Here is a 20,890-nt window from a genome sequence, read left to right as displayed (position 1 = left end):
TCTTCCCCTTTCGGATGATGCGGCCCGGATGCAAGCACAAATCGAGCCGGATTAGAATGTAACTTTCGGCTGGATCAAAGGCTCAGGTTAACGGCGCCGGCAACTCGCCGAGATCCCAGAACAGCCCGGCCATCACCGTCAAGGCCTCTTCGGTCAATGGCAGCAGGATGTGCTCATTGGGCGCATGCTGGGAGCAGCCGGGATAGGAGTGCGGCACCCAGATCGTCGGCAGGCCCAGGATCTCGGAGAACACGTCATTGGGCAGCGAGCCGCCGAAATTCGGCAGCACGGCCGGCGCCTTGCCGGTGGTCGACTGCACCGAATCCGCCGCCCATTTGATCCAGGGGCTGTCGAAGTCTGTGCGCGATGCAGCAAAACTCTGGGCCGCCCGCACCTCGACCATCGGAAAACCCCTCGCGACCAGATGCGCGCGGATGGCATCGATCAGGCCCTCGATCTTGGTCCCGACCACGAAACGCAGTTGCAGCACGGCATTGGCATGGCCGGGAATGGCGTTCGCCGGCTTCTCGATATTGCCTGAGGACATCGCCAGCACTTCCAGCGTGTTCCAGGCGTAGAGCCGTTCGGCCGCCGATAGTCCGTCCTCGCCCCAATTCTCGGCCAGCGCCGGCTCGTCCGCGGTCGGCACCACCTGCACGTCGGCGAGATAGCTGCGGATCTGGTTGGTGAGCCGCGGCGGCTTCAGTGCGTCGAGCTGGAGGCGGCCGTGGCCGTCGACCAGTGTGGAAATGGCGTTGACCAGGATGGTCGCGGGGTTGGCGAGCACGCCGCCCCAATTGCCGGAATGGTGGCCGCCATCGCGCAGGTTCACGTCGAGATGGATGCGGATGCCACCTCGGCAGCCCAGAAACAACGTCGGACGGTCGGCGGACAGGCGCGGCCCGTCGGAGGCCATGAACAAATCGGCCTTGAGCGCGTCGCGATTGAGATCGCAGACCTTGCCGAGATCGGGCGAGCCGATTTCCTCGCCCATCTCGACGATGAATTTGGCGTTGAAGCCGAGCTTGCCGCCTCGCGCCTCGCGCACGGCGCGGAGCGCCGCCATGTTGATGCTGTGCTGGCCCTTGTTGTCGGCGGTGCCGCGGCCATAGAGGCGCGTGCCCGCAACCGTCGTGCGCCAGGGATCGCGGCCATCGCGCCACTCGCCTTCCATGCCGTCGACGACATCGCCATGGCCGTAGATCAGCACGGTCGGCACTGAACCGTTCTCGTGGTGCTCGGCGAACAGGAACGGCGCCTTGCCGCTTGGGGATTCGATGATGCGGCTGGTGAAATCAAGCGCAGCAAAGGCCGGCTGCATTTCCTGTTCCAGATAGGCGCGCAGCTCAGTGCCGCGCGACGGATTCTGGCTCTCGGTCCGATAAGCGACGCGGCGGTCGAGCTCGGTGAGAAACGCACCGGATTTGAAATCCTCACGGGCGCGGGCGATGGCGTCGGCTCTGGTCATGACTTGCTTTTCGAGGTTTTGAGACGAAGGACATTACCCGAGACGGGCGGGACTTCGAAAGTGGCGGGGACGTCGATAGTTCTTGGAGTTCTCTTGGGATTTCGTTCTTGCTCTCTTGAGATCGGCTTGCCAAGCGCGGCAGCGCTACGGATTTTGGCCTTGCCAAGGCCGAGACATGCAAGTCTAGGATATGCAAGAACTTCGCCAATTCGGGCGCACGTCTACCATTCGAAGAGCGCTCAGTACAGAGTGCCGAGGGACATCATGGCCAAGCAGATCAGGCTCAACGCCTTTGCGATGAATTGCGTCGCACACCAGTCACCGGGCCTGTGGACTCATCCGCGCGACCGCACTGCCGACTATAACCGCCTGCCCTACTGGATCGATCTCGCCAAGACGCTGGAGCGCGGCCGCTTCGACGGGCTGTTCCTGGCCGACGTGCTCGGGGTCTATGACGTCTACGGCAATAGCCCTGACGCAGCCTTGCGCAATGCGGCGCAGACGCCGTCGAACGAGCCGCTGCTGCTGCTTTCGGCGATGGCCGCGGTGACGCAAAATCTCGGTTTCGGCGTCACCAGCAATCTGTCCTTCGAGCCGCCCTACCCGTTCGCACGGCGGATGTCGACGCTCGATCACCTCACCGAGGGGCGGATCGGCTGGAACGTGGTCACCGGCTATCTCGACAGCGCCGCGCGCGGCGCCGGCAAGGACAAGCAGACCGGGCATGACGACCGCTACGACATCGCGGACGAATATATGGAGGTCGTCTACAAGCTCTGGGAAGGAAGCTGGGAGGACGATGCGGTGCTGCGGGATCGCAAGCGCGGCATTTTCACCGATCCCACGAAAGTGCATCGCGTCAATCATGACGGCGCGAACTACCGCATCAACAACACCATTCATCTCAGCGAGCCGTCGCCGCAGCGCACGCCCGTGCTCTATCAGGCCGGCACCTCGCCGCGCGGCCGGCAGTTCGCGGCACAGCATGCCGAATGCGTGTTCATGTCGGGACCATCGGCCAAGGTGATCGCGCCGCGCGTGTCAGCAATCCGGCAAGAGGCCGCCGCGCTTGGCCGCAACCCGGCCGAGATCCTGATGTTCTCGATGATGACGATCATCCTGGGACGGACGGAAGCCGAGGCGAAAGAGAAATACGCCGACTATCGCCGCCACATCAGCCCGGAAGGCGCGCTGGCGCTGATGTCGGGGTGGACCGGCGTCGATTTCTCCGGCTACGACCTCGACCAGCAGGTCCGGCACGTCCAGAATGACGCCGGCCGCAGCGCGATGGACAACGTCACCCGCGCCGATCCCGACCGGGTCTGGACCGTGCGCGACGTCATCGAGCATGTCGGCATCGGCGGCGCCGGCCCGGTCGTGGTCGGCACGCCGGAGATGGTTGCCGACAAGATCGAGCAATGGTTCGAGGCGACCGACGTCGACGGCCTCAACGTCGCCTTTGCCATCTCGCCCGGCGATTTCGAGGACATCGCCGATATGCTGGTGCCGGAGCTGACGCGGCGCGGACGGTACAAGGCGGACTATGCCAAGGGTACGCTACGGGAGAAGCTGTTCGGTGAGGGTCGCGCAAGGCTCGATGCGCCGCACCCGGCGGCGGGATATCGGGTAGGGAAGAGGGGGTAGACGCTGCCACACCCTCAGGCGTCGTCCCGGCGAAGGCCGGGACCCATACCGCGTGATCCCTCGATTGTGATTGGTCGTAGTCCCGGACGACGAGTCTTCGCCAAACCCCTCCCTGTGGTTATGGGTCGTCGCCGGGACGACGATGAGGAGGGATCGCGCCCGCCATTATCAGAGTGCCTACACTTTCCCATCCACCATCACCTCGATCAGCTTCGTCCCCGGTCGGCCGAACGCTGACGCCAGCGTTGCCTTCAGCTCCCGCGGATCGCTCACCCTGATCGCCTCGCAGCCCAGCGCCTTGGCGATGCCGGCGAAATCCACCGGCGGATCGACGAAATCCATGCCGACGTAATTGTCATCGCCATGGAAGGCAAGCAGGCGCTGCTTGATGATGCGGTAACCGCCATTGTTGGCGATAACGACGTTGAGCGGCAGCTTGTGATGCGCCGCCGTCCACAGCGCCTGGATCGAATACATCGCGCTGCCATCGCCGGAGAAACACACGACGGGACGATCCGGATTGGCGATGCTGACGCCGACCGAGGCCGGCAGGCCCCAGCCGATGCCGCCGGAGGCGAGGCCGTGATAGCCGTAGCGATCGCGATGCGGACGCAGCGCCGTGATCTGGCGGCTGGAGGTGAGCCCTTCGTCGACGAGAATGGCATGGTCGGGCATGGCTTCGACCATTTGCAGCACCAGAAAGTCCGGATCGATCGGCGTGCGGCCGGCGCTCTTGCTGATCTGCTCGATCAGCGCGGCGCGGCGCGCAGTCCAATTCTTCGGCGCAAGCTCGGCAAGACGTTGCCTGGCGCGGCTTGCGAGTGTCGTGCCGCCCAGCTCCTTCAGCACCGGGATCAGCGCGCGCAACGTTTCCTTCAAATCCGCCTTCAGCGCGATCTCGGCGCCGTAGTTCTTGGCGATCTCCCAATCGGCGAGACCGATCTGCACGATGCCGAGACCATCCGGCAGCGCATCGACCTCGCTATGGACCGACATGCGCAGGGGATCGCCGCCAAGCGCGATCAGGAGATCGTAAGGCGCGAGCGTATCGCGCGCCGCCTTCTGAACCCGCGCCAGCGTGCCGACGAAGCTCGGGCTCTCCGAGAGGAAGTGCGAACCATAGGGCGTCGAGGACTGATACGCGGCGGCGCCGAGCAGCTCGGCCAATTCAGCCGCCTCCTTCAAAGCATCACTCTTGACCACTTCGTCCATGGTGACGATCACAGGACGCTCGGCTTTCAGCAGCCGCGCAGCAAAGGCCCTGAGCGCGTCATCCGATGGTTTGGTACGTGCGTCGATGCGGGTGGAACGGCCGAGATCGATGCCGGCCTCGCTGTTGAGGATGTCGCCAGGCAGCGAGATGAACACGGGGCCGGTCGGCGGCGTGGTCGCGACCTTGGCCGCGCGGCGCACGACGCGCGGCAGATCCTCGAGCCGGGTCACCTCAACCGCCCATTTCACCAGCGGCTCGGCCATGCGCACCAAGGGACCGTACAGCACCGGCTCCATCAGGCCGTGGCCCTGCTCCTGCTGGCCGGCGGTGAGGATCATCGGCGTGCCCGTGAACTGCGCGTTGTAGAGCGAGCCCATCGCGTTGCCGAGGCCTGGCGCGACATGGACGTTGCAGGCGACGAGCTTTCCGGAGGCGCGGCTGTAACCATCGGCAATCGCCACCACCAGGCTCTCCTGCATCGCCATCACATAGGTGAGATCAGGATGGTCCTTCAGCGCGTGCATGATCGGCAGCTCGGTGGTGCCGGGATTGCCGAACAGATGCGTGATGCCCTCGTCCTTGAGCAACGCGAGAAAGGCGGAGCGGCCGGTGATCTTGTTCTTCATGTTTCCTCCAGGAGCGGACGTTGCCGCAAGGACGGGAGCATGATGACCGAAGTCGGTGGAGGCGCGCAAGGAAGTGCGGTCATGGCTGCGTTGCGCGAGCGCCCCGATCTCTTCTCTCGTGTCCCGGACGCGGCGCAACGTGTAACGTTGCGACGCAGAGCCGGGACCCAGAGTTCGCACGACGATGGCTGGTGCATGGGCCCCGGCTCAGCAGCGCACCGCCGAAGAGGCGCTGCGCTGCGTCCGGGGCACGAGAGCAGCGCGGTGCGCTTACATCTCCTCGCGCCCAAGCTCGAACGGGTCCTCGCCCCTCGCCCGCTTCTTCTTTTTCGAGCGTTGCCAGACCACGCCCGGAAAACCCTTCAGCGGCACCAGCGGCTCGCCGGTATAGGCCCACTCCTGCAGCTCTTCGATCGCGATGTGATAGAGCGGCTGGCGGCCGGTGCGCTCGTTGAACAGCGCGCGGGGGATGTTGACCATGTGCGGGCCGCGCGGGCGCTCATAGGCGATCGGCGTGCCGCAATGCGAGCAGAAGCTGCGGGTTGTCTTGGTGGCCTTGTCTTCATAACGCGTGAGCGCGACCTTGCCCGCGGTGATGCGAAAGCGCTTCTTCCAGCTCCCGACATAGGTGGCGTAGGCCGCGCCATGGGCGCGGCGGCTGGCGGCGGAATGATCGTGCCAGGCCCAGCGCGCGGGCACGTCAATCTCGAAGCTGACCTTGCCGCACAGGCATTGGCCGGTGGCGATTCCTGCGGCGGCTGCGGCTTTGGCCATGAGGATTTCTCTCCGTCGTCATTGCGAGCGCAGCGAAGCAATCCAGAATCTTTCCGCGGAGGCAGTCTGGATTGCTTCGCTGCGCTCGCAATGACGGAATATGTGGTGCGGTCGGAGCCAAGCAACAACTCCGTAGCCCGGATGGAGCGCAGCGCAATCCGGGAATCTCGACGCTGGCACGAATCGGGGATTTCGCTGCGCTCCATCCGGGCTACGAAGGTCCCTACGCCGGCGTCAGCTCGTCATACACCGGATAATCCGTATAGCCCTTTTCTTCGCCGCCATAGAACGTCGCGCGGTTGTACGGCGTGATCGGGTAATCGCGCGCCAGCCGGCGCGGCAGATCGGGGTTGGAGATGAAGATGCGACCGAAGGCGATGATGTCGGCGTGTCCCTCGGCGATCGCCGCATTCGCGGTCTCGCCGGTGAAGCCGCCGGCGGTCATCAGCACGCCACTGTAGAGCGGGCGGAACAGCACCATCGCGGACGGCACGTTCTGCCAGTTGACGTCGGCACGCCCCGCGCCACTGGAGCGCGGCTCGATGAAGTGTAGATAGGCAAGACCGAGCTCGTCGAGCGCCTTCACGACATGGGTATAGAGCGGCATCGGATCGCCCTCGCCGGAATCATTGGCGATACCGTGTGGCGACAGCCGCACGGCGACGCGGTTCGCACCCCAGACCTCGATCGCGGCTTGGGTCACTTCGAGCAGCAGCCGCGCGCGGTTCTCGATTCCGCCGCCATACTGATCGGTGCGCTGGTTGCTGCGCGATTGCAGGAACTGCTCGAGCAGATAGCCATTGGCGCCGTGGATCTCGACGCCGTCGAAGCCGGCGGCGAGCGCGTTCTTGGCACCTTGGCGGAACGCCTCGACGATGTCCTTGACCTCCTCGGTCTCGAGCGCGCGCGGCGTCTCGTAATCGGCAATCTTGCCGTCGGCGGTCATCGCCTTCATGCCCTCGGCCTTGATCGGGATCGCCGAGGCCGACACCGGCAGCGCGCCGCCGTGGAAAGAAGAATGCGAGACGCGGCCGACATGCCAGAGCTGGAGGAAGATGATGCCGCCCTTGGCGTGCACGGCATCGACCACCTTGCGCCAGCCCGCGATCTGCGTCTCCGAATAGATGCCGGGGGTCGCCGGATTGCCACGGCCGTGCGAGAGCACCGGGGACGCTTCGGCGATGATCAGGCCGCCTTGCGTCGCGCGCTGGCCGTAATATTCCGCGTTGAGCGGCCGCGGCGAAAAGCTCTCGCGTTCGGCCCGCATCCGCGTCAGCGGCGCCATCGCGACGCGATGCGCAAGCCTGTATGGACCGACCTGCAACGGTTTGAACAACGCCGGAAATTTCATGCTGGCCCCGAATGTTTATGGAAGGATGCGGATCATACAGCGAGGGGCGGCCACCGGAAAAGCGCCGCCCCACGAAATCAAATATTCCCTCTTACGGAACGCAGAAGAGAGCAGGTCTTACGCCGTCTTGACCCAGACGGCTTTCACGTTGAGATATTCCTCGACGTGCTGCTTGCCGGACTCGCGGCCGTAGCCGCTCATCTTGTAGCCGCCGAACGGCACGGCCGGGTCCATCGTCTGGTAGCAATTCACCCACACCGAGCCGGCGCGCAGGCTCCTCGCCACCGCATGTGCCTTGCTGACATCGCGAGTCCACAGGCCGGAGCCGAGGCCGAACGTGGTGGCGTTGGCGCGCTTGACCAGCTCGTCCATGTCCTTGAAGGCGATCGCGGAGATGACGGGCCCGAAAATCTCCTCTTGCGCGATGCGCATATTGTCCTGGACGCCCGCAAACACCGTCGGCGAGACGAAGAAGCCCTTCGACAGCGCGCCTTCGGTGACACGGGCGCCGCCGGCAAGCGCCTTGGCGCCTTCCTTCTGGCCGATATCGAGATAGCCGGTGACGCGCTCGAGCTGCTGCTCAGACACCAGCGGGCCGATCTGCACGTTGGGATCGAGACCGTTGCCGACTTGCAGGTTCTTGCCGAACTCGGCGACGCGGCCGACGAATTCTTCGTAGATCGACTGCTCGACGAACAGACGCGTGCCCGCGCTGCAGATCTGCCCCGAATTGGCGAACACCGCCATCGCAGCACCCGGCACCGCGGCATCGAGATCGGCGTCCGCGAACACGATGTCCGGCGACTTGCCGCCGAGCTCGAGCGAGACGCGCTTGAGGTTGCCGGCCGACGCACGGATGATCGACTGGCCCGTGACATGCGAGCCGGTGAAGGCGACCTTGTCGACGTCGTGATGCGAGGCGAGCGCCGCGCCTGCGGTCTCGCCATAGCCGGGAACGACGTTGATGACGCCGGGCGGCACGCCCGCTTCCATCGCGAGCTCGGCGATGCGCAGCGAGGTCAGCGGCGCCTCTTCGGCGGGCTTGAGCACCACGGTGCAACCAGTCGCGAGCGCCGGGCCGATCTTCCAGATCGTCGCCGTCAGCGGCCCGTTCCAAGGGATGATGGCGCCGACGACACCGACCGGCTCCTTCAGCGTGTACGAGAAGATCTCGCCGGGCAGCGAGTTCTCGATGGTCTCGCCATGGATCGCGGTGGTCTGGCCGGCGTAGTAACGCAGCATGCCGATCGCGCGCAGGCGATAGGCGCGGGTGCGGCTGACGGGAGCCCCCATGTCGAGCGTGTCGAGTTGCGACAATTCATCGAAATTCTTCTCGACGAGATCGGCGAGCTTCAAGAGGAGGTTTTGCCGCTCGAACGGCTTGACCTTGCTCCACGGACCCTCGAACGCACGACGTGCGGCGGCGACCGCGCGGTCGATGTCTTCCTTGTCGCCTTCGGCAACGGTTGCGAGCAGTTCGCCGGTGGCGGGATTGCGGGTCTCGAAGCGCTTGCCTGAGGCAGCGTCGACCCACTTCCCGTCGATCAGCATCTGCTTGTAGGACCCGTTCGCGAATGGATGGCGCGTGATCGGAATAGCCTGCGACACAGCCATGGCTGCACTCCCTGTCAGGTGATTGATTGGTTCGATCTGCGCGGGATCGTTCGTCGCATAAAATATAGCCGCGCCGGAGAGGCGTAAAGGCGGCGCGGAGCGAAGACCTCCCATGCCGACTTGTGCAGGGTCGCAAGAGGCACGTGCTATAACGCGATGGAGCGCAATGTAGCTTCGCCGGAGACCCCGCCATGTCACATCCCGCCATCGTCAAAGACAACGTTGCCGTGATCACGGGAGGCGCGTCCGGCATCGGATTTGCCGCCGCCGCGGCGTTTGCGCGCACCGGCATGAAGCTGTGCATCGCCGATGTCGATCAGCCGCGGCTGGCTGAGGCCGCAACAAAACTGTCATCCGTCGCAGGTGCCGGGAATGTGATGACGTCTGCCGTAGATGTCAGCAAGGTCGAGAGCGTGATGGAACTGGAACGCGCCGTGTGCGCCCGCTTCGGCGGCACCGATATCCTGATGAACAATGCCGGCATCCAGCCCGGCAGCACATTGTTCACCGGGCCTGACAATTGGCAGCGCATCATCGGCGTCAACATGTGGGGCATCATCAACGGCTCGCGCATCTTCGCGCCCGGCATGATCGCGCGCGGCAAACCCGGCCTCATCATCAACACCGGCTCGAAGCAAGGCATCACCACCCCGCCCGGCGATCCCGCCTACAATGTCTCCAAGGCCGGCGTGAAGGCTTTTACGGAAGCCCTCCAGCACGAGCTGCGCAATACCAGGGACTGCCGCGTCACTGCGCATCTGCTCATACCAGGCTTCGTCTTCACCGGCCTCACCGCCAAGGGCCGCACCGAGAAGCCCGCAGGCGCCTGGACGCCGGAGCAGACCGTGGATTTCATGCTGAGGCGGCTCGAGGTCGGCGACTTCTACATCCTGTGCCCGGACAATGACGTGCCCCGCTCACTCGACGAGAAGCGCATGCTGTGGGCCGCCGGCGATATCATCGAGAACCGCCCGCCGCTGTCGCGCTGGCATCCGGATTACGCGGATGCATTCAAGAAGTTGGTGGAGGGGAAATAGGCTCGCACCGCCCTATCACTCCCTCGCCCCGTTCTTACGGGGAGAGGGTGGGGTGAGGGGCTGCCTCCACAAACTGCGGCCTGAATTGTAAGCAGGCTCGCGAAAGGCGTGAGTCGGATAAACTGAGATCGCAGTTGCGGAGTGCCCTGCCCCTCACCCGGATCGCTGCGCGATCCGACCTCTCCCCGCAAAGAGCGGAGAGAGGTAGGAAGCCCTACAGCGTCTCTTGCTTATGCCCGCAATTCTTGCAGGCGAACTTGACGCGGGTCTGACCCTTTTCCGCCTGCACCCGGTTCGGCGCGCCGCACTTGCCGCAGACGGCCTCGATGCGGGTGGTGCCCTGCTTGACGACGATGGTCTTCTTTTCCATCGATTCGCGGATCAGGCGCTCGGCCTCCTCACGCAGGGATTGTTTCGACAAAGCTCATCTCCGCCTCTGGAAAGCGCGAGAGCCATATCGCACCTGCGTTCAAATCACAATCGGCAAAGCCTGCTCTGACCTCGACAATCACGTGCCAGTCCTCGGCATGCACGAGAAGGCTCTCGGCAACATATGGGCGCAACGCCCTGCCATGATGGCTCGACTGCATTTCGCAGACGATGGCGCGATTGTGGCAAATGACCGGAAATACAGCGGGCGGCGGATGCTCGGCATCAGCCGCCCTGCGCAGAGCGCTCTTTTCCCGCGCTGGTCTCCTCAAGCCGCCTTCGACACCTCCATCAGCAGACGCTCGGCCTTGGCGTCCTCGATGCGGTTCACGAGGCGGCTGCTCTCGTGATTGTCGCGCACAGTCTTGGTCAGCGTGATGCAGGTCTGGATCAGCATGACGATGCCCATGGTGAGATAGCCCTTCATCCAGAGGTCGATCGGCAGGAAGAAGATGCCGATGGCGACGAGGAAGGCAGAGGCTGCGAAGGACGCGTAAGTGAAGCTTACCCAGGCGCTGCTGTGGGGCTGGCCGTTCTGGTTCATGATGGGTCTCCTGTTGGTTCGAATGATGATTGGGTTCGAGGGATTAGATGTGAGATCAGGCAGTCGGCATGCGCTTGGACTTCAACCGCGCCAGCACATCGTCCGCGGTCGTCTTGAGCCGGGGGCCAAAGCCCTGTTCGGCTAGCCTCTCGGCGGTGGCGAGCGGACCGGTGGCCGCGTCGAGTTCGACCAGGGCATCGTCGGCGGCCTGGGCCTCCATCTGCCGCTCGCGCAGACGCCTCAACGTGCCCTCCGCCTCCGGCAGTGTGGATTCGTAGGGACGTGCAGCCTCGATGCCGCCGCGACGAAGCGAGCGCACCGCTTCCGAGGCACGGGCAATACGGCGGCCGCGGTCGAGCTCGGTGATGCGGGCCTGCGCGCTGGTGACGTGGCGCTTCAGCCGCGCGATCTCGGTCGCGAACAGCGCGCGCGCCGTCATTGCCGCATCGCGATCAGCCTCTAAGCCGGCGATGGCTTCGGCGGCATCCTTGGCGAGATCCTCGCGGCCGCCGTCGAGCGCCGCAACGGCACGGGTCTCGAGATCGGCGATGCGGGCATTCGTCGCTTCGAGCTTGCGGCCCTCCTGCTGGTCCTGCGCGATCGCCAGCGCCAGCGTGCGCTTGCTGCGCTCGACGGCCGCGGCCGCATCACGCATCTGCTGATCGAGGATCAGAAGAGCGGTCCGGTCTTCCAGCTCCTCGCCCGCAGCGGCCACGCTGCCGCGGAAAAGCGTCACTACGGTCTTGAACATTTGTTTCTCCCTGTTATGAGCATTGCTCACGGATGCTTTGTAGCACATCTTGAGCAGTGCTCAAGATATTTTTGAACGATGTTCACGAATCTGACAAATAAATGTCTAAGACCTTGGAACGTCGAGAGAAACTTCGAGCCGATCTGATCCTGGCGGCGGAGCGGATGATCGCTGAACGAGGATTGGCGGGCCTGAAGACACGCGATCTTGCCCGCGAGATCGGCTGCGCCAATGGCGCGGTCTATAATCTTGTGGCCGATGTCGACGAATTGATCCTGCGCGTCGGCTCGCGCACGCTGCTTCGGCTCGACCAGGCGCTCAGCGCGGCGGAGAGCGCTGGCGAGCCCTCTCCACAAGAAGCCTTGGTTCGCATCGCCATCGCCTATTGCGATTTCGCCGCCGAAAATCTCCAGCTCTGGCGCGCGTTGTTCGAGCATCGTCTGGAGGCCGACAAGATTGTCCCCGACTGGTCGATCCACGACCAGATGCAGCTGTTCCGCCACATCTACCAGCCGCTGGCCGCGCTACTTCCAAAGCGCAGTCCGGAGGAGTTGAGCATCACCGCGCGCAGCCTGTTCTCGGCGGTTCATGGCATGGTGGCGCTGGGGTTGGAACAGAAGTTGGTCGCCGTGCCGCTGCCGGCGCTGCGCAAGGAGATCGCAGGCCTCGTGCGCGCAATGCTGGATGGGCTGGTCGCCCACGCAAAGTAGAGACAGCGCGGTGAAACCATCGGCGGAGGCTGACTAAAATTTCGCCTGTCGCATCGCTGTCGCCGTGCCTAGCCTTCGCAGCGAGACGTCCCCTCACCTCTCCCGGAGCCCTCCATGCCCCTCCTCATCCGCGGCGGCACCGTCGTCAATCACGATCATTCGCGCCGCGCGGACGTGCTGATCGACGGCGAGATCATCGTCGCGATTGGGGCCTCGCTCGATGCGCCCACCGGCAATGAAGTGATCGACGCCGGCGGCGCCTATGTCATCCCTGGTGGCATCGACCCGCATACCCATCTCGAAATGCCGTTCATGGGCACCGTCACCGCCGATGATTTCGAATCGGGAACCAAGGCGGCGCTCGCCGGCGGCACCACCATGGTGGTGGATTTCTGCCTGCCCGATCCCGGTCAGTCGATGCTCGCCGCCTATCAGAATTGGCGCCGCAAATCCGAGAAGGCGGCCTCCGACTACGGTTTCCACATGGCCGTGACGTCGTGGTCGAAGCAGATCCATGACGAGATGGAGACCGTGGTCAAAACCTACGGCATCAACACCTTCAAGCATTTCATGGCCTACAAGGGCGCGCTGATGGTGAACGACGACGAGCTCTACAACTCGTTCGCCCGCTGCGCTCATTTGGGCGCCATGCCCGTGGTCCATGCCGAGAATGGTGACGTCGTCGCCCTGATGCAGGACGCGCTGATCGCGCGCGGCGTCACCGGCCCCGAAGGCCACGCTTACTCACGGCCGCCGGAGGTCGAGGGCGAAGCCACCAACCGCGCCATCATGATCGCGGACATGACGGGCACCCCGGTCTACATCGTGCACACCAGCTGCCGCGAGGCGCATGAGGCGATCGCGCGGGCACGCGCGGCTGGAAAGCGCGTCTATGGTGAACCGCTGATCCAGCACCTATTGCTCGACGCGGATGAATATCAGAACAAGGACTGGGATCATTCCGCGCAGCGCGTGATGTCACCGCCTTTCCGCGACAGATCGCATCAGGACAGCCTGTGGGCCGGCCTGCAAGCCGGCTCGCTCCAGGTGGTCGCGACCGACCATTGCGCCTTCACCACCGCGCAGAAACGGTTCGGCCTCGGCGACTTCAGAAAGATCCCAAACGGCACCGGCGGCCTCGAAGACCGCCTCGCGCTGCTATGGACCGCGGGCGTCGCCACCGGGCGGCTGACCAAGGAGGAATTCGTCGCGGTGACCTCGGCGAACATCGCCCGCATCCTCAACATCTACCCGCGGAAAGGTGCTGTCACCGTCGGTTCGGATGCCGACATCGTGGTGTGGGATCCCAAGGCGACCAGGACCATCAGCGCCAAGCGGCAGATGAGCCGGATCGATTACAACGTGTTCGAGGGCTTTTCCTGCATCGGCGGGCCGGCGGTGACGCTGTCGCGCGGCCGCATCGCGTGGAAGGATGGAAGCTTGCGCGCCGAGGCCGGCGACGGCCGTTATGTCGAGCGGCCGCCATTTTCGCCGGTACATCTGGCCAATTCGACCTGGAAAAAGCTGACGGCCCCACACGCGGTCGAACGCGGCGCGGTGACGCCGTAACACTTCTCGCCGCGCGAAGAGCTCAGCCATCTCGGTTGCCTGGCACGGATGCACGCCGCGTTCAATCGCCCCTCGCGCGTGGGGCGGCACGCGCTATCTCAAGTGTACTTCTGGTGAGTAAGGCGGCTCGCGCCTGCTCGGTCGCGAAGCCTCTTTCGAGCCGCGCCGCGCTCGCGCGCAGCATCGCCGCGTCGAGCTTGCCCTGACGCGATCCGTTCAGCGCGCAGGCGAAGACGCGGTAGAACTGCGCACCGTCATAGGCAACCAGCAGCAGATCGACGCCGGCATTGATCGCCTCGACCACGGCCTTGCAGACGTCGTGCTGGTAGATCGCGCCCATGACGAGATCGTCGGTCATCACCATGCCCTGGTAGTTCCAGGTGTCGCGGATGATCCCTTCGACGACGCGTTTCGAATGCGAGGCGGCGCGATCGGGATCGACGGCGGTGAGCGTGACATGACCGACCATGAGCGCGCTGCGCGAATGCGACAGCACCTCGCGGAACGGGAGCCAATCCGTTGCTTCCAGCTCCTTCACCGGCGCATCGAGGTTGGCGCTGAAGTGATGGGTGTCGGTGCGCACGCGGCCGATGCCGGGAAAATGCTTCAGCGTGGCGCCGACGCCTGACTCTTCCAGCCCGCGCACATAGGCGCTCGCGATCGTGCTGACGACAGCGGGATCGGTCGCAATCGCGCGTTGGCCGATCAGCGTGTGGAAATCGAGGCGGTTGCGCCTCGCCGGCGGCTTCAGGTCGAGCACCGGCGCGAGATTGAGATTGACGCCGAGGCCCGCGAGCTCGCGGCCATGGATGCGGCCGAACTCTTCGGCTTTGGCCTGCTGGTCGTCGGGCGCGAGCCCGCTGAGCGTCGCCAGCGCAGGCACCTTCGTCAGCGGCGGCGCGAGGTGCCCGACGATGCCGCCCTCCTGGTCCGCGGCGACGACCAGCGGCGGCAGGCCGGCGGCGCGCCTGATATCCTGGAGCGCTGCGATCTCGGCACGCAGCGCCTCGACCGTCCGTCCCCGGATGTTGTGCCGGGTGACATAGACGCCGCCGATCAGGCCCTCCTCGGCCAAGCGCGCAACCTCAGGAAAGGAGGAATAGCCGACCATGAAGTGAGGCCCGAGTTGTCGCGCCTCAGCGGGGCTCGCGGCGAGGACATCATGCTTGCGCAGCTCGAACTTCAGATGCGCTGCAGACATAAGAACCGGCGGCAGGCACCAGAGCATGACGAGCAGCTTGCCCGCCGTGCTGCGCCAATGCTTTCTGCGCAGCAGGACGATGACGATCATGATGCTTGCGACGACAAGCGCGATGTTTCCGGCGCCGCGCAGTGGCAGCAGATAAGGATCGTTCTTGTTCGCTGCCGCGAACGCGACGACAGGCGCGGCAAGCCAGAGCAGGACGAGACCGATGCGGCGGAGCAATTGCATGATGCATCACGTGCGAGGAGCGGCGAATGCTCCGCACCTATCAAGGCGATTTGCGCTACGCGAGCGGCAAAAGCGCGCCTGCACGAAAACTGCAAAAGACTCCTGAAACCGTGCAGACGATGATCGCGGCTTCTGCACAAGCACCGTTCAGACTTCGTGATGCCACATATCACGAAAGGTCTCTTAGACATGACGAGCCTGGCTTCGACGATCGCAGCGGATATCCAACCGATCAGGCATTCCTCGATTGCGGCCAAGCTTGGCTGCACGCTGGCACTGGCTGCGTTGGCGGACTGGCTGTTCTACGGCGAACGGATCGGGCTGTCGCTGACACTGTTTGCAATTGCGACGGTCTGCGTGTCGGTGCCCTTCAATCATGACTCGCTTGATTCGCGGCGCGCGACGATCGGCGCCGCCATTCTCGTCGCCGGCCTCGTGCCGGCCATCGAGGAGCTCAACACGCTGTCGTTCCTGATCCTCGTTGCGGCGCTGCTCATGGCTCTGCTGCTCGCGACCAATCCGGAAACGACCGAGTTCGCCGAGCGGACCCGCGCGCTACGCAACTTCGTCCTGCTCGGTCCCTTCAGGTTCTTCCTCGATGCGCCCCAGGTGTTCAACATGTCGGCGTTCACCCGCGGCGTCGCGCTGTGGCTGCTGCCGGCAGCGCTCGGCACCGTCTTCGTCGCGCTGTTCGCAGCAGCCAATCCGGTCATCGAGCAGTGGGTGTCCCTGCTCAATCCAAAGCTCATCCTCGAATATGTCAGCCTCCCGCGCGTGCTGTTCTGGGCCTTGATGCTGGCGCTGGTCTGGCCGTTCATTCATGTGCGCTGGCGGCGCAAGACGATTGTCACCACGACCGTTGCCGATGGTCCCGTGCCGCCGCCGCTCCCGTCCCAAGTCTCGGCGGAATTTCTCGGTCCCTCCACCATCCTGCGCTCGCTGATCCTGTTCAACCTGCTGTTCGCGGCACAGTCCATTCTCGACGGCATCTATCTCTGGGGCCACGTGGCGCTGCCCGACAATTTGACCTATGCGTGGTACGCCCATCGTGGCGCCTATCCACTGATCGTAACCGCCCTGCTCGCCGCCGCCTTCGTACTGGTGGCGATGCGGCCGGGCGGGCCGGCCGAGAAATCAAGCGTGATCCGGCCGCTGGTCTATCTCTGGGTGGGCCAGAACGTGCTGCTCGTCGCCTCCTCCATCCTGCGCCTCGAGCTCTACGTGGACGTCTACACGCTGACTTACTGGCGCATCGCGGCCTTCATCTGGATGGGGCTGGTCGCGCTCGGACTGGTCCTGATCGTGACCCGCATCGCCCTCAACCGGTCCAACCAATGGCTCGTCGGCGTCAATCTGATCGCGCTCGCAATCGTGCTCTATGGTTGCTCGCTCGTGAACTTCGATGCCTTCATTGCCGACTACAATGTCGCCCACAGCCGAGAAGCATCAGGTCAAGGCGTGCAGATCGACATCAACTATCTCCTGACGCTCGGGCCGCAGGCGCTGCCCGCCATCGACAAGGCCATCTTGCTGCGGTCTGGCACCCCCGAGAGCTGCCTTGTGTCGCGCCGCGACCGCCTTGTAGAACAGCAGCGCCGGGATCTGGCCTGGCGAAGCTGGGGCTTTCGCAACTGGAGGCTCCAGCGCAGGCTGAACGCCCAGGCGAAAGCTCAGTCCGGCAGCCAACCGGCAGGCTGACGAGCTAGCGGAGAGGTTCTTGGCGCATCGCATTCTCATCGTCGACGACGAGGGTCATATCCGCGAGGTCATCCGTGTCGCCCTCAAGAAGGCCGGCATGGACGTGATCGAAGCGCGCGACGGCAAGGAGGCGCTCGCCCGCTTCGCCGCCGACAGGCCCGATCTGATCGTGCTCGACATCGGCATGCCGGAGTTCGACGGCCTCGACGTCTGCCGCGAGGTGCGCAAAAGCTCCGACGTGCCGATCCTGTTCCTGTCGGCGCGTGACGAGGAGATCGACCGCATCCTTGGTCTCGAGATCGGCGGCGACGACTATGTGACGAAGCCGTTCAGCCCGCGCGAGCTGGTGGCGCGGGTCAACGTCATCCTGCGCCGTCTCGGCCCGCGCAACGGCGAGATCAAGGCCGGTCCCACCGCGCTGGCGCAAGGCAATCTTCTGATCGATCCCGAGCAACATCTGGCATCCTTCGCCGGCACGCCGCTGAAACTGACGGCAATCGAGTTCGGCATTTTGCGCGCCTTCCTGACCCGCCCGACCTCGGTGTTCAACCGCGAGCAGCTGATGCGGGCCGCCTACCAGCTCAACATCCAGGTCTCCGACCGCACCATCGACAGCCACATCCGCAACATCCGCGCCAAGCTCGCGGCGCTGAATTGCGAGAACGTCATCGAGACCATCCACGGCGTCGGCTTCAAGCTTGGCCGCTGCGAGAAAGAGGCATGAGCGCAGCGCCCGACAAATGGCGGCCGTCGCTTGGGCTCGTCATCTTTACGGTGCTGACCACCGTCGCCGTGCTGCCGCTGGTCGGCCTGTTCTTCTTCCGCCTCTACGACAACCAGCTCATCCGCCAGACCCAGGCCGAGCTGATCGCGCAGAGCCGCGTGCTCGCGACGATCTATGCTCAGGAAGTCATTGCAAGGCTCGACAGCGGCCTGACGCTCGGCGCCGAGATGCCGCCGGGCGTGCTGCCCGATCCCGGCGACCAGGTCACGCCGATCCGCCCCGCGCTCGACCTCACCGCCAATGATTTGTTGCGGCGCAGGCCGGATGCGCAGGCCGCAGCCCGGCCGGCAGAGCAGGCCTATGTCGAGATCGGCGCAAAACTGACGCCGATCATCCGCGAGACCCAGAAGGTGACGCTGGCGGGCTTTCGCATCCTCGATCCACAGGGCGTGGTGATCGCCGGCCGACAGGAGGTCGGGCAGTCGCTCGCCCATATCGAGGAGGTCGCGGACGCGCTGCACGGGCAATACCGCGCCACCTTGCGTAACCGCGTGCCGGACAAGCCGCCGCCGCCGATCTATTCCTTCAGCCGCGGTCTCGGCGTGCACGTGTTCTCGGCGATGCCGGTCATCGTCAACAACCGCGTCGCCGGGGTGATCTACACCACGCGGACACCGAGCAACATTTTTGACCATCTCTACCAGGAGCGGGCGAAGTTCGTGCTGGCGGGGCTCGCCGTGGTCCTCGGCACGATCGCGATCGGCCTCGTTTTCTCGCGCACCATTACTCTGCCGATGCGCGAGCTGATCGACCGCGCGACGCGCATCGGCCGCGGCGACCGCGAGGCGTTCCGGCCGCTGCGGCACTACGGCACGCGCGAGTTCGCCCAGCTCTCGCACAGCTTCCTCGGCATGGCCGAGCAACTGGCGCGTCGCTCGGACTATATCGCGACGTTCTCGGCCCACCTCACCCACGAGTTGAAATCGCCGCTGACGTCCATCAAGGGCGCGGCCGAGCTCTTACAGGATTCACTTCAGGGCAAATCGGGCAGCCTGACGCCGGCCGAGCAGACGACGTTCATCGCCAACATCCTGTCCGACACCCAGCGGCTGGAGGCAATGGCGCAGCGGCTGCGTGAGCTCGCACGCGCCGAAAGCCTGCCGCAGAACGAACGAACCGAGCTTGCTCCCGTGATTGCCGATCTCAAGAACCGGTTTCCGGAAAGCGCGATCTCGGCCAGCGGCAGCCTCGACCGCGCGATCGGCATGTCCGGCGAGAAGGCGCTGATCGTGCTGTCGCATCTCGCCGACAACGCGGTGCGGCACAGGGCGAGGACGATCAGGCTGGAGGCGACCTTCGAGCGCACGACCCTGCTGCTGACGGTGAGCAATGACGGCGAGCCGATCTCGGCGCCCAACCGCGACAGGATTTTTGACGCCTTCTTCACCACCCGCCGCGACCAGGGCGGCACCGGGATGGGGCTGGCGATCGCACGCGCGGTGATGGCGAGCCATGGCGGCTCGATCAGGCTCAAGCCGACCGACGAGGGTGCGGCCTTCGAGCTCCAGTTTCCAGCTGCCTAAATGGCGAACACCCAGGCGGCGACGATGGCGGCGATGGTGACGAGACCGGCGATGGTCCAGCCGGCGGCATATTCCAGCTCAGGATGACCGGTCGCCCGCATGATCTCTGCCGGATCGGCGGTATGCTTCTCTGCCATGACAGCCTCGCACGTTACTTCCCGCGTCATATGTAAGTCGCACCAGTCGCCATTAGGTTCCATCACGGACGTGCGAGGAAATCTTTGCGGTCGAGCAGGACTTGATCGGCCGCATCGCAGCATTGCCGCTTCAGCGCTTCCAGTTCGGCGCCTTTGAGGGCAATCGCCGAGCTGCCACCGGGCGGCGTCCGGCACGTGCTGTGCCGGCCGTCCAAAACAAAAACTGCGAAAACAACCCCATGCACAGTAGAAAGCCGTTTCCGGCGCGAGGCTGGATGGCGCTGGGCAACGCCTTGACGGATCGAGATAAAAAAGCCGCGCTGCGCAATCGTCCGGCCGGCTGCGAACTTGCGTTGCAAAAGCGGCCACGTGCCGACCAAAGGTGCCGTGAATTCGCCTCAAGGCCAGCTGACTAATGAGGCGAATTGAAAAGACAGGCCAAACCGGCGAGCCAATATGAGTCCCGCAAGGCCGGCATCACCATGAAGAATTATCTGGCATTTTTCTTAACTCTGACCATGACCACGGCCTCCGCGCACGGACCTTTGCCGGCCAGGCTGTCCCCGCCATCCGATCTCGTGCAAGTGGGCCTCACCGATTCCGACACGACCGCCGGCGGCACCGCGCGGCTGTGCGAGCAGGTCACCTTCTCGCGTGGCCTGCGCTACGGCGAGAGCGAGGCCAATGTGCTCGACGTCGCGACCAGCGCGACCAAGGCGGATACGCCGCGGCCGGTGCTGCTGTTCGTGGCCGGCGACACCTTCACCGGCGACCGCGCGGCGCCCGAGCTGGCCCGGCAGATCCAGGACCAGGCGATGTGCTTTGCCGCGCGCAACGACATGATCGGGGTGCGCGTGAACTATCGCCTGGCACCTTTGGCGCCCTGGCCCGCCGGCGCGAGCGACGTGGCGGCGGCCCTGTCCTGGGTTAACGGCAATATCGACCTGTTCAACGGCGATGCCCGCGAGATCGTCGCGGTCGGCTACGGCGCCGGCGCCTTCCATGTCGCATCCCTGCTGGCGCATCCCGAGCTTCAGGCCGACCGCGCCGATGTCGCCGCCGTCGTCCTGGTGTCCGGCATCTACCGCGCGGGCAAGGACGCGAGCGACAGCGAGAAGGCCTATCTCGGCAGCGACGCCAGCCAATATAACAAGCGATCGGTCTTCCCCGGCATCCTCAATGTCGACGTGCCGATCCTGCTGGCCTGGGCCGCGGACGATTCCGCCGGCGTCGTCGCGCAAGGCGAGACCCTGAAGAAGACGCTCTGCGGCGCCGGCCATTGTCCGCGCAGCACGCTGCTGCGCAGCCGCGACGGCATCGCGAGCGCCTTTGGCCTGGACGGCTCCGGCGACAGCCTCGCCGAGCCGACACTGCTGCTGGTGCATCAGCTCGAGGCGCGGGGGCTGCCATAGGGGGGCTATAGAGCCGGGATCTCCTCACCTCTCCCGCTTGCGGGAGAGGTCGCGCCGAAGGCGCGGGTGAGGGCTTTCTCCTCGTTGGGAGTCTCTCTGTGGAGACACCCTCTCCCCAGCCCTCTCCCGCAAGCGGGAGAGGGGGGCAGACCTTCCTCGCGGTCACAACGGGGG

The 20,890-nt window shown here is 64.8% G+C and carries 19 protein-coding genes; 8 read left to right on the top strand and 11 right to left on the bottom strand.

Annotated elements, in window-relative coordinates; all coding sequences use genetic code 11:
- Positions 1 to 82: 82 nt before the first annotated feature.
- Positions 83 to 1,468: a M20 family metallopeptidase gene (locus ACNJX8_RS05100; protein WP_439359805.1), complete on the bottom strand. Its 1,386-nt coding sequence runs from the start codon at positions 1,466 to 1,468 to the stop codon at positions 83 to 85.
- 264 nt (positions 1,469 to 1,732) lie between these two features.
- Here ACNJX8_RS05100 and ACNJX8_RS05095 point away from each other — a divergent pair, with 264 nt between their 5' ends.
- The gene (locus ACNJX8_RS05095; protein WP_128931329.1) at positions 1,733 to 3,112 is read left to right on the top strand and encodes an LLM class flavin-dependent oxidoreductase; all 1,380 of its coding nucleotides are present in this window, start codon (positions 1,733 to 1,735) and stop codon (positions 3,110 to 3,112) included.
- Positions 3,113 to 3,289: 177 nt separating this feature from the next.
- Here the strand turns inward: ACNJX8_RS05095 and ACNJX8_RS05090 are convergent, their stop codons facing one another.
- The 4 genes from ACNJX8_RS05090 to ACNJX8_RS05075 form a co-directional block, all read right to left on the bottom strand.
- Positions 3,290 to 4,951 (bottom strand): thiamine pyrophosphate-binding protein, encoded by a 1,662-nt coding sequence (locus ACNJX8_RS05090; protein WP_439359804.1) that lies wholly within the window; start codon positions 4,949 to 4,951, stop codon positions 3,290 to 3,292.
- 270 nt (positions 4,952 to 5,221) lie between these two features.
- On the bottom strand, positions 5,222 to 5,725 hold the full coding sequence (locus tag ACNJX8_RS05085) for a GFA family protein (RefSeq protein WP_128955924.1): 504 nt from the start codon (positions 5,723 to 5,725) through the stop codon (positions 5,222 to 5,224).
- A gap of 223 nt (positions 5,726 to 5,948) precedes the next feature.
- On the bottom strand, positions 5,949 to 7,076 hold the full coding sequence (locus ACNJX8_RS05080; RefSeq protein ID WP_128931326.1) for an alkene reductase: 1,128 nt from the start codon (positions 7,074 to 7,076) through the stop codon (positions 5,949 to 5,951).
- Positions 7,077 to 7,193: 117 nt separating this feature from the next.
- Entirely contained in the window at positions 7,194 to 8,690 is a 1,497-nt protein-coding gene (locus ACNJX8_RS05075; RefSeq protein ID WP_128931325.1) for an aldehyde dehydrogenase family protein, read from the bottom strand.
- 191 nt (positions 8,691 to 8,881) lie between these two features.
- On the opposite strand from ACNJX8_RS05075, the gene ACNJX8_RS05070 reads away from it, so the two are divergent.
- The gene (locus ACNJX8_RS05070) at positions 8,882 to 9,727 is read left to right on the top strand and encodes an SDR family NAD(P)-dependent oxidoreductase (protein WP_439359803.1); all 846 of its coding nucleotides are present in this window, start codon (positions 8,882 to 8,884) and stop codon (positions 9,725 to 9,727) included.
- 214 nt (positions 9,728 to 9,941) lie between these two features.
- On the opposite strand, the gene ACNJX8_RS05065 is transcribed toward ACNJX8_RS05070, so the two are convergent.
- The 3 genes from ACNJX8_RS05065 to ACNJX8_RS05055 form a co-directional block, all read right to left on the bottom strand.
- Positions 9,942 to 10,148 carry a hypothetical protein gene (locus tag ACNJX8_RS05065; protein WP_025033895.1) on the bottom strand — a complete coding sequence of 69 codons (207 nt, stop codon included), beginning with the start codon at positions 10,146 to 10,148 and terminating at the stop codon, positions 9,942 to 9,944.
- A gap of 276 nt (positions 10,149 to 10,424) precedes the next feature.
- On the bottom strand, positions 10,425 to 10,700 hold the full coding sequence (locus ACNJX8_RS05060) for a YiaA/YiaB family inner membrane protein (RefSeq protein WP_061846546.1): 276 nt from the start codon (positions 10,698 to 10,700) through the stop codon (positions 10,425 to 10,427).
- A gap of 55 nt (positions 10,701 to 10,755) precedes the next feature.
- Entirely contained in the window at positions 10,756 to 11,451 is a 696-nt protein-coding gene (locus ACNJX8_RS05055) for a PspA/IM30 family protein (RefSeq protein WP_128939889.1), read from the bottom strand.
- 101 nt (positions 11,452 to 11,552) lie between these two features.
- On the opposite strand from ACNJX8_RS05055, the gene ACNJX8_RS05050 reads away from it, so the two are divergent.
- Positions 11,553 to 12,161, top strand: a complete 609-nt coding sequence (locus ACNJX8_RS05050) for a TetR/AcrR family transcriptional regulator (RefSeq protein WP_439359802.1) — start codon at positions 11,553 to 11,555, stop codon at positions 12,159 to 12,161.
- Positions 12,162 to 12,275: 114 nt separating this feature from the next.
- The gene (hydA, locus tag ACNJX8_RS05045) at positions 12,276 to 13,730 is read left to right on the top strand and encodes a dihydropyrimidinase (protein ID WP_439359801.1); all 1,455 of its coding nucleotides are present in this window, start codon (positions 12,276 to 12,278) and stop codon (positions 13,728 to 13,730) included.
- A 61-nt stretch (positions 13,731 to 13,791) separates the two neighbouring features.
- Here the strand turns inward: hydA and ACNJX8_RS05040 are convergent, their stop codons facing one another.
- The gene (locus ACNJX8_RS05040; RefSeq protein ID WP_439359800.1) at positions 13,792 to 15,162 is read right to left on the bottom strand and encodes a glycoside hydrolase family 3 N-terminal domain-containing protein; all 1,371 of its coding nucleotides are present in this window, start codon (positions 15,160 to 15,162) and stop codon (positions 13,792 to 13,794) included.
- Between the two features lie 189 nt (positions 15,163 to 15,351).
- Between ACNJX8_RS05040 and ACNJX8_RS05035 the strand changes: the two genes are divergently transcribed.
- Genes ACNJX8_RS05035 through ACNJX8_RS05025 form a run of 3 tightly spaced genes read left to right on the top strand, consistent with a single transcriptional unit; the run spans position 15,352 to position 19,167 of the window.
- Positions 15,352 to 16,860 (top strand): DUF4153 domain-containing protein, encoded by a 1,509-nt coding sequence (locus ACNJX8_RS05035; protein ID WP_439359799.1) that lies wholly within the window; start codon positions 15,352 to 15,354, stop codon positions 16,858 to 16,860.
- Between the two features lie 19 nt (positions 16,861 to 16,879).
- On the top strand, positions 16,880 to 17,584 hold the full coding sequence (locus ACNJX8_RS05030) for a response regulator (protein WP_439359798.1): 705 nt from the start codon (positions 16,880 to 16,882) through the stop codon (positions 17,582 to 17,584).
- Entirely contained in the window at positions 17,581 to 19,167 is a 1,587-nt protein-coding gene (locus ACNJX8_RS05025; RefSeq protein WP_439359797.1) for an ATP-binding protein, read from the top strand. Before ACNJX8_RS05030 ends, ACNJX8_RS05025 begins: the two co-directional genes overlap by 4 nt.
- Here the strand turns inward: ACNJX8_RS05025 and ACNJX8_RS05020 are convergent.
- Together ACNJX8_RS05020 and ACNJX8_RS05015 are read right to left on the bottom strand one after the other, a co-directional pair.
- Positions 19,164 to 19,304: a hypothetical protein gene (locus ACNJX8_RS05020; RefSeq protein WP_164934688.1), complete on the bottom strand. Its 141-nt coding sequence runs from the start codon at positions 19,302 to 19,304 to the stop codon at positions 19,164 to 19,166. The two genes, ACNJX8_RS05025 and ACNJX8_RS05020, sit on opposite strands and share 4 nt — an antisense overlap.
- Before the next feature lie 62 nt (positions 19,305 to 19,366).
- Entirely contained in the window at positions 19,367 to 19,663 is a 297-nt protein-coding gene (locus ACNJX8_RS05015) for a hypothetical protein (RefSeq protein WP_439359796.1), read from the bottom strand.
- Positions 19,664 to 19,786: 123 nt separating this feature from the next.
- Between ACNJX8_RS05015 and ACNJX8_RS05010 the strand changes: the two genes are divergently transcribed.
- Positions 19,787 to 20,716 carry an alpha/beta hydrolase gene (locus ACNJX8_RS05010; RefSeq protein WP_128939987.1) on the top strand — a complete coding sequence of 310 codons (930 nt, stop codon included), beginning with the start codon at positions 19,787 to 19,789 and terminating at the stop codon, positions 20,714 to 20,716.
- The last annotated feature ends 174 nt before the right edge of the window (positions 20,717 to 20,890 follow it).

The organism is Bradyrhizobium sp. SPXBL-04 (genome assembly GCF_051853035.1).
GTDB classification, from domain to species: domain Bacteria; phylum Pseudomonadota; class Alphaproteobacteria; order Rhizobiales; family Xanthobacteraceae; genus Bradyrhizobium; species Bradyrhizobium zhanjiangense.
The sequence above is the reverse complement of the archived record's forward strand: the minus strand, read 5'-3'. Positions and strand labels throughout refer to the sequence as shown.

What these genes read in the sequence shown, in the direction of transcription:
- ACNJX8_RS05020 (WP_164934688.1), bottom strand. Translation starts at nt 19,304, where the DNA reads ATGGCAGAGAAGCATACCGCCGATCCGGCAGAGATCATGCGGGCGACC.
- ACNJX8_RS05070 (WP_439359803.1), top strand. Translation starts at nt 8,882, where the DNA reads ATGTCACATCCCGCCATCGTCAAAGACAACGTTGCCGTGATCACGGGA.
- ACNJX8_RS05085 (WP_128955924.1), bottom strand. Translation starts at nt 5,725, where the DNA reads ATGGCCAAAGCCGCAGCCGCCGCAGGAATCGCCACCGGCCAATGCCTG.
- ACNJX8_RS05050 (WP_439359802.1), top strand. Translation starts at nt 11,553, where the DNA reads ATGTCTAAGACCTTGGAACGTCGAGAGAAACTTCGAGCCGATCTGATC.
- ACNJX8_RS05100 (WP_439359805.1), bottom strand. Translation starts at nt 1,468, where the DNA reads ATGACCAGAGCCGACGCCATCGCCCGCGCCCGTGAGGATTTCAAATCC.
- ACNJX8_RS05075 (WP_128931325.1), bottom strand. Translation starts at nt 8,690, where the DNA reads ATGGCTGTGTCGCAGGCTATTCCGATCACGCGCCATCCATTCGCGAAC.
- hydA (WP_439359801.1), top strand. Translation starts at nt 12,276, where the DNA reads ATGCCCCTCCTCATCCGCGGCGGCACCGTCGTCAATCACGATCATTCG.
- ACNJX8_RS05010 (WP_128939987.1), top strand. Translation starts at nt 19,787, where the DNA reads ATGAAGAATTATCTGGCATTTTTCTTAACTCTGACCATGACCACGGCC.
- ACNJX8_RS05090 (WP_439359804.1), bottom strand. Translation starts at nt 4,951, where the DNA reads ATGAAGAACAAGATCACCGGCCGCTCCGCCTTTCTCGCGTTGCTCAAG.
- ACNJX8_RS05080 (WP_128931326.1), bottom strand. Translation starts at nt 7,076, where the DNA reads ATGAAATTTCCGGCGTTGTTCAAACCGTTGCAGGTCGGTCCATACAGG.
- ACNJX8_RS05035 (WP_439359799.1), top strand. Translation starts at nt 15,352, where the DNA reads ATGACGAGCCTGGCTTCGACGATCGCAGCGGATATCCAACCGATCAGG.
- ACNJX8_RS05060 (WP_061846546.1), bottom strand. Translation starts at nt 10,700, where the DNA reads ATGAACCAGAACGGCCAGCCCCACAGCAGCGCCTGGGTAAGCTTCACT.
- ACNJX8_RS05095 (WP_128931329.1), top strand. Translation starts at nt 1,733, where the DNA reads ATGGCCAAGCAGATCAGGCTCAACGCCTTTGCGATGAATTGCGTCGCA.
- ACNJX8_RS05040 (WP_439359800.1), bottom strand. Translation starts at nt 15,162, where the DNA reads ATGCAATTGCTCCGCCGCATCGGTCTCGTCCTGCTCTGGCTTGCCGCG.
- ACNJX8_RS05025 (WP_439359797.1), top strand. Translation starts at nt 17,581, where the DNA reads ATGAGCGCAGCGCCCGACAAATGGCGGCCGTCGCTTGGGCTCGTCATC.
- ACNJX8_RS05055 (WP_128939889.1), bottom strand. Translation starts at nt 11,451, where the DNA reads ATGTTCAAGACCGTAGTGACGCTTTTCCGCGGCAGCGTGGCCGCTGCG.